The sequence below is a fragment of the Legionella erythra genome, from assembly GCF_001467615.1.
Taxonomy (GTDB): domain Bacteria; phylum Pseudomonadota; class Gammaproteobacteria; order Legionellales; family Legionellaceae; genus Legionella_C; species Legionella_C erythra.
Window position 1 is genome coordinate 16415 of sequence record NZ_LNYA01000020.1, and the last position, 10704, is coordinate 27118.

A 10704-nucleotide genomic window follows, 5' to 3' on the forward strand; every position below is an offset into this window, starting at 1 on the left:
AAGGATGACCATTATGCAATAATGTTTATCAGCTTATCCCGGAGGATGATGCCTGCCGCCAAAGGACAATAACTTATTGGTATAGGCAATGGCCAATGCGGAGATCAGCAGGGTGAGGTGGATAAGCACCTGCCACATGACCTTGTCATTTGACATGCGTGACGGATCAATGAAAGTACGCAGTAAATGAATGGACGAAATCCCAATCAGGGCGAGGGCCAGTTTAATTTTCATAGCCCCTGCGTCCAGATGATCAAGCCATTCCGGTTGGTCGGGATGCGCATCCAAATCCAGACGCGAAATAAACGTTTCATACCCCCCCATGACCACCATGATGAGCAGGTTGGCAATCATGACCACATCAATCAGACTTAATACGCCAAGCATGATCTGATTGTCATCCACACCATTTAAATGGCTAACGAGATGATAAAGCTCGGCAATGAAGCGGTAAACATAGGTGGCCAGTACAATAATCAGGCCGAGATACAGGGGAGCCTGAAGCCAGCGGCTCATAAAAATAAAGCGGCCCACGGCTTTCTTCAATGTGTGCATAAGGACAATACCTATAGTGGCTGACAGGGGGTTATAGTACTGCCTTTAAACGCGAATTGGCCAGTTTTTTCGTAAAAAAATAGAGCAGATAAGGAATACCTGCTATCTTTTTATAAACAAGACCTGAAGTGACTGCCATGCACCAGATTACGCTGACCTATGATGAGTCCATGGTTCGCAAAGCCATTTTCCGCTTCTGGAAAAGAACGGTTGGTTTGGTCTATATGCTTGCTCTGGTGCTGATGACCATTCTTTTCGCGATCCTGCTTTATCAAGGCAACCGCTCCTGGCTGGTTGGCGCGTTAGGTGCGGTCCTTCTCATCAGTTTTTTAATGATTTTAACCCTCTACCTGGTGCATTTCCGCAACGCCTGGTATAAATTCAAGGAAATGGGCTCACCCGTAGCGTCTTTTATTGCTGCAGAAAACAGCGCAACCATCTCTTCCAGCGCCGGCAGCAGCACGTTTCCCTGGTCGGCCATTAAAGAAGTCTGGCGTTATGACGATCTGTGGTTGTTCTTTTTTTCAAAGAGTCAATTCGTGACATTTCCCAGTGCGCAAGTCAGCGAAGAGGTACAGACCTATATTCTTCAACGCATTGAACATGCAGGCGGGCGCATTGATTAGGCGCGGGGCAGGTGCCTCGCGATATCTCGCGTCAGCCGGGTCAGGTTGTTGTTCATGCTGGTTACCATGGTGTTGGCGTTGACCACGGGTAGCTTCTCGGCATAAGCCACCTTGTATTTTTTAAAGGGTTCTTCGCCTTTATAAATCACGTACTCAGCCTGTAAAATACTGTGCCCCTGTGCCGTGACTTTGTATTGGGAAATATCAACCTGCAGCTGATAATTGGGTTTGAATTTAATGTCCCAGGGCGCGAGTTCGATGAGTGCCCCGGATAGGAACGTCGATAAATTGGTTTTAATGACCCGCTTCACATTGCCTCGAACTTCTTCTGCCCATTGAGAATCCTCCTGCAACTCACTGAGGTTAGGGGTGTAATAGAGGCTTAATTGCGGCTTGTCGAGGTAATCCGGTACGGAAACCCGTTCGATCCCGAGTTTGATATGAATGTATTGATTGCTTTGATTCACGGGACCCGAAACGGGATTCAACACATAATAGGCGGGATCTTTACTGCGCGAGCAGGCCGTAAGGATCAGGCTTACACCAAGCATGACACCCAGGGAGCGCCTCATGATTTACCCCGCAGCAGGGATTCGGGATGACGGGCGAGGTAATCGCTTAGGTTGCGGACAGAATAAGCGGCTTTGGCAACCTCCCTCATGCTGTCATTGAAATAGACAAAGGTACCGGGCATGCGTTCGGAAATGGCGATGGCTAATTTGTCGATACTGGCAGCCATGTCTTTGATGGCGACAATGGTGTCTTTAAATTCCCTGGAGCGGATTAAATTGCTGATGTCGCGTAAGGTTTTACGGGCGGCACGCAAGGTGTCGTTGGCTGTCATGTCGTCTTCGTTGGATGTTTCGGTTGGAAACATGGAATAGCCATGGAAAGTTCGAATCAATGGGGTAGTTCTTTGTTTGTTTTCAGAAGGAACCAACTCAATGCTGGCTGTGCCAGTCAAAATATTGGGCGCGGTGATGGTCGCCACAATGCCGTTATCAATCAGGATTTGTATGGGGTTGTCTTTCTGAACGAAAGACTTTTCGACAAAAAATTCAACATATACGGGGATGGCGACATTGGATTTCGATTTATTCGCGGTCAATTCGATGCGTTTGACTTCACCGATTTTTACTCCCCGATAAGTAATGGGGGAGGTGACATTCAAGCCGTTCAATGATCCTTTGAAAAACATGGTATAGGTTTCTACTTTACCGTGCATGTATTCTTTGTACATAAAAATCAGGCTTAACGCGGCAAGGACTATCGCGCCAAAAATAAACACGCCAATTCCTATGTAGATGCGTTCCTGATGTTCCCTGGGCATTCTTTTCCTTATCAACGGCTTATGAGAGATATAATTTCAACACCACACTGACGGTAATTAACCAAAACAAACCGCGAGTGATGATACGTGACACGGCTTTTCTCGTCGGTAATATTCGATTGGCCACGTCATAATAATAATAACCTGCTGTGAAACTGGCAATGGTTGCATAAAGAATGGTTTTACAAAGCGAGTTCAGTAAATCAGCCAGCGTAATGACATCGCCTAATCGAATCAAATACTCATTGATATCAGCCTTGAGGTAATAATAGAAAGTCAGGAAAATACTGGTTAAAAAACCCAATGAGACATAGGTATAAAGCAGCAGGGCGGTTACATTGAATCCGGCGACCAGCGGAATAATGTTTTCAAGCAGCACTTTTTGCGGGTCTTCGTGAAGGCTCGGATGATAAAAATCAATGAGGTTCAAACCGCATTGAGTGCAAAGAACGAAGCCGATGGTTAATGGGGCGAAATCATGAATTACAGTATTCTGGGCAATCAGCATCCCCTGATGCTGAAGATTATACGGCGCCAGCATGTAATGAATACTGACAGCGAGGGAAGTACCCATCAGCATGCTGACAAAAAGCAGAGGGATGACCACCCAGGTTCCGGCTCTAAGCGTCGCAAAAAAAGATTCGCGCCAGGTAATGGCATTCCAGTTACACACCAGGCTGTAGAAGAAATTGCCAAAAAACACAAAGAAGAAGAGAGTGGATTGCAATAAGGCGCCCGCTTTTTCGCCTGTGCGTTGAAATAGAATCAATGCCATATCCCTTGAGTATCCCTTAATCCCCAAAATAACAACCTTCATGGTACACGTTAGGGCATGATTATTCAAAGAAACCTGATGTCGCTAGACGTCGGTCTAGATGGTTAGCGGCAGCGTCACGGTTTCAGGCTTTGATTCTTCTGCTACCGCCTGGGGAAGCGCAGGGCTTTGGGTCGCGGTTAAGGTAAATAAAAACCTGTTCTTCGCGCCCGAGGTGTTGATGCCCAGTTTTTTGCTGGATTGAATTTCATTTTCAGAAATGCGTTCAATTTCCCGGTGATGAACGGCCTCGCACACAGCCGTTTTTTTTTCAACGACTGTGGTGAGGCATTTTTTTTGGTATTTACGATAATCATCAGCTTTTAACGATTGATAATAATGATAGCCTAAATAAAGACTGATAAAGACTGCGAGGCCAATGCCAACGAGAAAACCCAGAGGTCCAATCGTGATGCCCGCGGCAGCAGTTGCTTCAAAAGCAGTTAAAATCGCATTAACCCCAAGAAAATAAGTTCCGAATAAGGTCGTGCAGATTAAGGCTGTGGTATTCACCGCATCGCGGATGAGCAGGGCCCGGTTTTTATTGGTGTACTCAGGAATGTATTGTGCTTTTATCGCAAGACCATGCCTTTCAAGCAGAAGGTCGGCTGTTTTATTTTTCAATGCGTAAAGGCAACAATATTTCTTGTTCCTGCGCTCGTCCCGCAGCAATTCCTTGTAGTTTGCATAGATAAACAGCCCCCCTATCAAGAGAGAAATCAACGCCATAATGCCCGTGCTTATTATCAGGGAAAGAACACTGAGCGTCACCACGCCAAGGACGCTCCATAGTAAAATCAGGGGATAACTTGAGGGATCAGTCAAGGGCAGGGAAATGGCTTGCAGCAATTTATTCTTGCGCCGCATGCTGGGCGCTATTGTGTTCCCGTAGACAATCAGGGAATCCACGGTTTCCTCGTCCATCAACGTGTAGAGATCATTTAATTTGCTTGCGCTTAAGATGTGCCGCAATTGGCTGGTATTTAAATCATTTAAATCCGACATGGTTATCAATTAACCATCAAGGTCATGGGGAAGCTATGTCATTATTCAGTATTTGACAGGCTATTTCAATAGCAGAAAAAAGAAGCGGGAGCCCCGCCAGCAGGGCTCCGGTTAAGGCTTATTGCAGCGCGGGAGTTGCAAGGAAGGGTGCATCGTCCTGTATTTCGTCTTCATCGTCAGGGCTTACATAATTGCGGCCTATGATTTTGCAGGCACGTTCTTTATCTATTTCCGTCAAGTACGCTGCAATCGCTTCTGCCGGATTTTCATAGGCGTCGTTGACATCCCGAGAGCTTTCGGCCGGAGAGGGATCCCTGGATTCAAGCGGGCATCCCTCTTCAATTTTCCAATTATCCACCATGGCCATGTAAAGGCTATTCAACAGGTTTTCCCCTTGTTGAATCTGGCTAAGGAGAGTCTTTTCATACTCATTTCGGGGAATGGAGAATAAATAGCGCATAGTGCCTTTCCATCCAGGAAGTTCGGTCAGCACGTCCTTGGGTTCCGTTTTGGAAAATACCTGATAGCTGGTGCGGATAAGCTCAATGAGCGCTTTGCGGTAGGGTTCGTAAGTGGCCGGTAATTGGGCATTGATAAACAACCATTCCAGACGCTGGAGTCTTTTGCAAAGCGTTCTGATTCTTGGTAAATGTTCCTCCGGCAATTTCACCCGTTGCAGGGTATCTTCTGAGATAGCCTCGATTTCCTGAGGGGGGAGGGTCCAACGTAATGTCACTTGCGGATTGGCACCGTCACGGAAATGAACGGCTGTACCATCCGACTTGACATGGGTTTTCAGAGGCCCTTCACTATACAGGGCCAGGGGTTCCATGGGGCCGCTGTAGCGGGGGACTGTGGGGTGTTTGCCATTTTCTGTCAGGCGGGCAATCTGCTTTGGGCTCAAGATACCCTCGAGCAGCCTTATGACCTGGGATTTACAGGTATGAGACTGGCTTAACGACGGCCCTGACCAGGTCAGGGAGGGATTAATTTCAAAGGGTTTTAGACGCGGTTCGCGGCCTTCATTACTGGCGCGGATTTTTTCAGTCTCATAAATTAACGCAGACCATTGCTCATAAGGATAGATGCGCTTTTTATCAGCTGGTTTCAATTTAAAAAATTGGGCGGTTTCCCGAATGGTGTCCTCCTGATCCTGCATCATTTTCTTGCATTTAGTGTGCAAGGTATGGAATTGATCCATCGTTAATTCAAACGAAACGCCGTGCATGCCGGAACCAAAATCCATAAATCGGGTTTCTTCCGGGCGAAGCATGCCATGATTGCCATTCATATCCACATCAAATCCGATGAGCAGCTTGATTTTAGCTGCCCATGTATTGCGCGTCGTTGTGGGTACTCCATAAAAACCGTAGGTAGCCACTACTTCGATGGGTGCGTGATTTCCCTCCGATTCATCCCACTGAGACAGAATAAAGGCGCTATGCCACAATGGGTTGCTGGTTTCGGTATCGAAGGCACAATAAGTCACTAAATATTTCATACATCATCCTTAATAAATTGTGGAGCCCGATGGTGTTACGGAGCTTACTCGATGACTTTAAACCGCAAAAGTTACCCCCATCGATTACAATATCATTGAACCTTATTTTTTGACAATGTTGGTTATTTGATCAGAATTGACTGTGATTTTTGCGCCAGGGGTAAAAGGTAAAGCAGAAGAGGGATTTCAAGATAGGCATGAAACAGAGCGGCAATGGCATAGATTTGTTTGGTGGCTGCAAAGGCATGGAAGAAGAAAGCGGTGAATAAAGCAAAGACAGCCAAAATCGGTAAATGGATAGGCAAGGTCAGATGGGCCTGGTGCGGCAGAACCCGGAGCACAAAATAATAATGAACCATTTGCAGATAAACAGCGGCTGCAAACAGGGCGATAGTCGGGGTGTTATAAGACGAATTCAGGATATAGTGTGACAGAAACTGGTGGATTTGCTGGTTGGAAAAAACAGGTATATCGGCGGTAACATACAGGGCTAAAAGAAAAACAACGCAGGGATTGACGATAAAAATAATCCAGGCTCTTGATGACGCCTTGTGGGTCGACAGAAAACCCCAGGGTGTCAGGTTGTGTAAAAAGGCGAGAATGACGAGCAGAAGCGCTGCATTCAAAATCAGCATACTACAGAACACCGCCAGAAAGAGGCTGGTCAGCCAGTTTGTACTGTAATAAAGGCAGAGTAGCAACAGAAGAAATAAGCAGAGAAACTCAATTGGCATAATACCGGCAATGGGGTAGGCGAGATGAAAAATTTTCACAATCACCAGGAAAGAGAGTATGCTTACCACGATAATCATAAACGATGCCGGCAACTGCGTGGCGATGTGTTTACGGATATAAACCAATTCGTAATACACATGGGGTAACCCGAATAAACTGAGCGAGAGCAAGTAGGAGCTAAAAGGAAAAATGGATGCTGACAGCATAAACATGACCACCACGCTGCTCGTGACTATACTGTGTGAGCTGGGTGCTTTTTTACTCATCATCAGGCGCTTTGTCCCAGGAAAAGAATTCTGGCTATGGATAGCGTTTATTATAGGATTAAACTGCCTGACCAATCCATTGGCCCAGATAGCCTTTAATTATTTGGAAAAGACAACGCATGCGCCGAACTTAAGTTGGGCGGTTACGGAAGTGGCCGTTATTTTGACAGAAGCCTTGCTGATCCGCATTGCCATGTTAAAACCGCTGAAGTCAGGCCTCGGTTATTCCCTGATCTTAAACGGCAGTTCCATCATTATCGGAGAACTATTGTGCTGGTTAAAGTTATTGCCTGCCTGTGCTTGATCCTGATGTCTGTAACGGCAGCCTATGCCGATCTCATCGAGCCATCCCTCAACGTCGATTTTGTGGAAGGTTATTTTGGTGGCTTCGGAAAATTGTCGCTGTCGGCGGTGGTTTTCGGCATCGCCGTGATCGTATGGGTTGCTGGGTACATGCGTAAAAAAAAATAGGCCCCAACCGGCGATGAAGGAAAAACGCCCCCACTTCCGATTTTGATTTCCTTCATGCTTTTGCGATTGGCGGTAGTCTCGCGTTTGAGGTTAACCCCTATGCAGCAAACCTTGCTTCAGCTGCTCAAAATGTAACAGCCTGCCAAGGCGTCCACTGGCTTTCGCAGCGGGCTTCTTTATCGTTGCTGGTTTGTTGAAATCGGATAAAGGCTTGACGCTGGGCCGTGTCAAAAACCACCGTGTAGTAAGTGGCGCTAGGATCGCTTTGATAGTGGGGATCGGTGCCGCAGTAATGCACTGCGGCACCTGGAACTGCCTGCAGGGTGTTGAGTTCTTTTTCCATGATGCCCATGAGTGTCTTGGTGGAGCTGTTTTGATGGGCGCGGGCCAACGCTGTTAAGTGAAGGTAACGTTCAGCCGAGAAGCTTGGGGTTTGCTGGTCATAGTCGTGGCCCAGGTAGAGCGGCCAATTCAATAACCGAAACGTGTTGGTCGCCACCAGAAAGTTGCTGTTGTTATCCAGTCCTGGATCTATCGTTTCTGACTCTCTGGGTTTGCGTGATCGAATTTTAAACACATTTGCCGGAAGTTGCTCGAGGGGATAATGCCCCTGGACTTCATTATACGGGGAGGCCTCGAAGGAAAGCAGCGCATGGTTCTCCGGACCGGCAATGTTCACCAGATAACCAAAATCAGGTGCTGTGTGACGGACCCAGTTTGACAATTGATCAAATCGACTGGTTTTAAACAGTTGAACCAGCATTTGGCCAAAATACGAGCGTCGTTGGAACACCTTGTACTCATTGCCCACGCTGGCTCCGGCATTAATGGCCATAAAATAACCCTGGTCATTCATGAACGTGGCAGCTGAAATCAGGCCAGGTTGCCCAATGCTCATGACGCGATGGGGGTAAAGGTGTTTGTTCTGGTGTTCAAAAAGAATCACCTGAGGGTAGCGGGTGGTCATGGCCAGATAATCTTTAGGGTAGTCAAAATGACGTCTCACCAGGACGGATTTATCCATCAGGCCCAGGAAAGAACAGGAATCGACTGCCGGACCCTGTTTAAATTCTTTGGCGAAGAGGGTCAGGATAATGCTCTGATCGAGGAAAATGAAATCATCGAGGGTCAGGCCATGGCTTTTGGCAAAGTCGCTGTCAGCCTCGCCCTGTATAAATTCATAAAGTTCAGGGGGGTAGCGCAGTCTGGCTTGTTTAAGCCAAATGTCCACCCTGTGTTTGAATTGCTGTTTTTTAACGGGATCATCGGGGTAAAGACTATCAATGGATAAGGCTTTTTGGGCAATCAACCGCTCTGCTGTTTTTTCGGCGTATTGTTTACCCATGTCATAAAAAGAACCGCGTAATTCGATGCGTTGCACCGGTGTGTGAGCATACAGATTCAGGCAGGCCGTGAGACCAAGCCAGGTGATTAAAATCCTTTTCATTGGTTCCCTCAAACGATGAATGGGCGCATTGTGGAAGACATATCCGCTGCCCAGAAGAGGTATAATCTACTTCTATAATTAAAGAAAAAGCAACAGGGATAGCGCTCATGAAACGGATTGTCATTTGTTGTGACGGTACCTGGAATTTGCCAGACACCGTGGTTAATGGTCTGCCGTTAAAAACCAATGTCACTAAAATCGCCGAGGCGGTGCTGTATGATTACAAGGGCATTGAGCAAATGATGTTCTATGATACCGGCATTGGCACGCATGGCAACTGGTTTAGTCGGGTGGTCGATGGGTTGACCGGCTACCGTTTATCGGAAAACATGCTGAAGGCGTATCGCTTTCTGGTGCAAAATTATGATGACGGCGATGAATTGTTTTTATTTGGATTCAGCCGCGGTGCATTCACGGTACGCACCTTAGCCGGCATGATCCGCAATTGCGGGATCTTACGGCGGAATCAGATCGATAAAATCGACCAGGGATTTAAGCTTTACAGCGCCCGTACCTTGTCATCTCATCCGCGCTTGGTGGAATCCACCCTGTTTCGCCGTTCCTATGCGGTCAGGGATAAGACAGCGATTAAATTCATAGGGGTCTGGGATACCGTAGGTGCGCTGGGTAATCCCTTGTTACTCAATGGCATTGTTACCCCGCGCCACCGTTTTCATGATTATAAATTAAGCAGCATGGTAGAGAATGCCTACCATGCGGTGGCTATTAATGAGCAGCGGCGTCATTTTCAGCCAGCATTATGGGAGAAGGATAAAAACGATACCCACCAGACCCTGGAACAAGTGTGGTTTGTTGGGGTCCATGCCGATGTGGGCGGCGGCTACGAAAAAACCGGCTTATCGGATATCGCGCTGCACTGGATAGCGGATAAGGCAAGGCATGTTGGTCTGGGGTTATCCGAGCTAAGCATCAAACCCGATTTGATGCAGGCCTGTGCCAATTCGCGCACCGGCTTATACCGGTTGATACCGCCCTATTCCCGTCCAATCGATAAGGCCGCGGGGGACGGAAAGGAAACCTGTGAAAGCCTTCATCCGTCCGTTTTGCAGCGTTACAGGTCCGATCCGGACTACAGGCCCGTCAATTTACTTAACTACCTGCAACAAAACCCGAATCTGTTAACTTAAGGAGAGTCCTCTTGCCAACGTGTCATCAAAACCGCCGATAACGCGTCAGCGTTTGACTATAATAAAGAAATTCATTAAAACGTCTGATTAAAGTCAGCTGCGGCTCCATGTGTTGGGCTCAATTTAAGAAGTGCTATGGTGTGGGAAAAATTAACCCGGGATTTTTATAACCGCGACACGACTGAGGTCGCTCAATCGCTTTTGGGCCACTACCTCATCCACCGGATAGGGGGTGAAGAGCGGGTCGGCAAAATTGTCGAAGTCGAGGCTTATCTCGGGCAGCGGGATTTGGCCGCGCATTCCTCACGCGGTATTACGCCGCGCACCCGCGTGATGTTTGGTCCTCCTGGTTATGCCTATGTGTACCTCATTTATGGGATGTATTATTGCGTTAATGTGGTCACTGAGCCAGAAGGGCAGGGTACCGCGGTGCTGTTGCGTGCACTTGAACCCATCCAGCATATTGCAAGCCGTACTCAGGGCCCAGGCTTGCTTTGCAAAGCCATGGGAATAGACAAGCAATTAAACGCACATGATTTGCTAAGTGATAATTTCTTTGTCGCTAATAACCCTTTAAACGAGCCCTTTTCCATTGTGAAGACCCCCCGTATTGGCGTCGATTACGCGAAAGAATGGGCAAAAGAAGAGTTGCGGTTTTACATCAAAGACAACCCGTTCGTTTCCCGCCGTAAATAACATTGACAATGCCCCTTCCCTTTTGTCCCCGGCAATGTCTTGCCCGCGCAGGCAAGACACGGGTTTGGCTAGCTTTTTATGTGTGATACGGGCTTTTTCTCTGTCATCCC

The 10704-nt window shown here is 47.4% G+C and carries 13 protein-coding genes; 5 read left to right on the top strand and 8 right to left on the bottom strand.

What is annotated here, in order from left to right; all coding sequences use genetic code 11:
- Positions 1–33: 33 nt before the first annotated feature.
- Positions 34–555 (bottom strand): TIGR00645 family protein, encoded by a 522-nt coding sequence (locus tag Lery_RS04515; RefSeq protein ID WP_058526069.1) that lies wholly within the window; start codon positions 553–555, stop codon positions 34–36.
- A gap of 137 nt (positions 556–692) precedes the next feature.
- Between Lery_RS04515 and Lery_RS04520 the strand changes: the two genes are divergently transcribed.
- Positions 693–1181: a YcxB family protein gene (locus Lery_RS04520; RefSeq protein ID WP_065230248.1), complete on the top strand. Its 489-nt coding sequence runs from the start codon at positions 693–695 to the stop codon at positions 1179–1181.
- Here the strand turns inward: Lery_RS04520 and Lery_RS04525 are convergent.
- The 6 genes from Lery_RS04525 to Lery_RS04550 form a co-directional block, all read right to left on the bottom strand.
- Positions 1178–1753, bottom strand: coding sequence for a PqiC family protein (locus tag Lery_RS04525; RefSeq protein WP_058526071.1), 576 nt, complete (start codon positions 1751–1753; stop codon positions 1178–1180). The genes Lery_RS04520 and Lery_RS04525 overlap by 4 nt on opposite strands.
- Complete coding sequence (locus Lery_RS04530; RefSeq protein WP_058526072.1) at positions 1750–2511, bottom strand: MlaD family protein; 762 nt, start codon at positions 2509–2511, stop codon at positions 1750–1752. Before Lery_RS04530 ends, Lery_RS04525 begins: the two co-directional genes overlap by 4 nt.
- A gap of 19 nt (positions 2512–2530) precedes the next feature.
- On the bottom strand, positions 2531–3286 hold the full coding sequence (locus Lery_RS04535; RefSeq protein WP_058526073.1) for an ABC transporter permease: 756 nt from the start codon (positions 3284–3286) through the stop codon (positions 2531–2533).
- A 96-nt stretch (positions 3287–3382) separates the two neighbouring features.
- Positions 3383–4330, bottom strand: a complete 948-nt coding sequence (locus Lery_RS04540) for a hypothetical protein (protein ID WP_058526074.1) — start codon at positions 4328–4330, stop codon at positions 3383–3385.
- Positions 4331–4448: 118 nt separating this feature from the next.
- Complete coding sequence (locus Lery_RS04545; RefSeq protein WP_058526075.1) at positions 4449–5831, bottom strand: hypothetical protein; 1383 nt, start codon at positions 5829–5831, stop codon at positions 4449–4451.
- A 122-nt stretch (positions 5832–5953) separates the two neighbouring features.
- On the bottom strand, positions 5954–6778 hold the full coding sequence (locus Lery_RS04550) for a hypothetical protein (protein ID WP_058526076.1): 825 nt from the start codon (positions 6776–6778) through the stop codon (positions 5954–5956).
- On the opposite strand from Lery_RS04550, the gene Lery_RS04555 reads away from it, so the two are divergent.
- On the top strand, positions 6777–7136 hold the full coding sequence (locus tag Lery_RS04555) for a hypothetical protein (protein WP_058526077.1): 360 nt from the start codon (positions 6777–6779) through the stop codon (positions 7134–7136). The genes Lery_RS04550 and Lery_RS04555 overlap by 2 nt on opposite strands.
- Positions 7103–7303, top strand: coding sequence for a hypothetical protein (locus Lery_RS15220; protein WP_131751164.1), 201 nt, complete (start codon positions 7103–7105; stop codon positions 7301–7303). The genes Lery_RS04555 and Lery_RS15220 overlap by 34 nt, the downstream gene beginning before the upstream one ends.
- 124 nt (positions 7304–7427) lie before the next feature.
- Here the strand turns inward: Lery_RS15220 and Lery_RS04560 are convergent, their stop codons facing one another.
- Positions 7428–8750 (bottom strand): C45 family peptidase, encoded by a 1323-nt coding sequence (locus Lery_RS04560; protein WP_058526078.1) that lies wholly within the window; start codon positions 8748–8750, stop codon positions 7428–7430.
- Between the two features lie 107 nt (positions 8751–8857).
- On the opposite strand from Lery_RS04560, the gene Lery_RS04565 reads away from it, so the two are divergent.
- Together Lery_RS04565 and Lery_RS04570 are read left to right on the top strand one after the other, a co-directional pair.
- Positions 8858–9898, top strand: coding sequence for a DUF2235 domain-containing protein (locus Lery_RS04565; RefSeq protein ID WP_058526079.1), 1041 nt, complete (start codon positions 8858–8860; stop codon positions 9896–9898).
- A 135-nt stretch (positions 9899–10033) separates the two neighbouring features.
- Entirely contained in the window at positions 10034–10594 is a 561-nt protein-coding gene (locus Lery_RS04570; protein WP_058526080.1) for a DNA-3-methyladenine glycosylase, read from the top strand.
- The last annotated feature ends 110 nt before the right edge of the window (positions 10595–10704 follow it).

Excerpts from the sequence above, each read along its gene's own strand:
- Lery_RS04525 (WP_058526071.1), bottom strand. The coding sequence starts at position 1,753 with ATGAGGCGCTCCCTGGGTGTCATGCTTGGTGTAAGCCTGATCCTTACG.
- Lery_RS04515 (WP_058526069.1), bottom strand. The coding sequence starts at position 555 with ATGCACACATTGAAGAAAGCCGTGGGCCGCTTTATTTTTATGAGCCGC.
- Lery_RS04530 (WP_058526072.1), bottom strand. The coding sequence starts at position 2,511 with ATGCCCAGGGAACATCAGGAACGCATCTACATAGGAATTGGCGTGTTT.
- Lery_RS04540 (WP_058526074.1), bottom strand. The coding sequence starts at position 4,330 with ATGTCGGATTTAAATGATTTAAATACCAGCCAATTGCGGCACATCTTA.
- Lery_RS04545 (WP_058526075.1), bottom strand. The coding sequence starts at position 5,831 with ATGAAATATTTAGTGACTTATTGTGCCTTCGATACCGAAACCAGCAAC.
- Lery_RS04565 (WP_058526079.1), top strand. The coding sequence starts at position 8,858 with ATGAAACGGATTGTCATTTGTTGTGACGGTACCTGGAATTTGCCAGAC.
- Lery_RS04570 (WP_058526080.1), top strand. The coding sequence starts at position 10,034 with ATGGTGTGGGAAAAATTAACCCGGGATTTTTATAACCGCGACACGACT.
- Lery_RS04520 (WP_065230248.1), top strand. The coding sequence starts at position 693 with ATGCACCAGATTACGCTGACCTATGATGAGTCCATGGTTCGCAAAGCC.
- Lery_RS04555 (WP_058526077.1), top strand. The coding sequence starts at position 6,777 with ATGACCACCACGCTGCTCGTGACTATACTGTGTGAGCTGGGTGCTTTT.
- Lery_RS04560 (WP_058526078.1), bottom strand. The coding sequence starts at position 8,750 with ATGAAAAGGATTTTAATCACCTGGCTTGGTCTCACGGCCTGCCTGAAT.
- Lery_RS04535 (WP_058526073.1), bottom strand. The coding sequence starts at position 3,286 with ATGGCATTGATTCTATTTCAACGCACAGGCGAAAAAGCGGGCGCCTTA.
- Lery_RS04550 (WP_058526076.1), bottom strand. The coding sequence starts at position 6,778 with ATGTTTATGCTGTCAGCATCCATTTTTCCTTTTAGCTCCTACTTGCTC.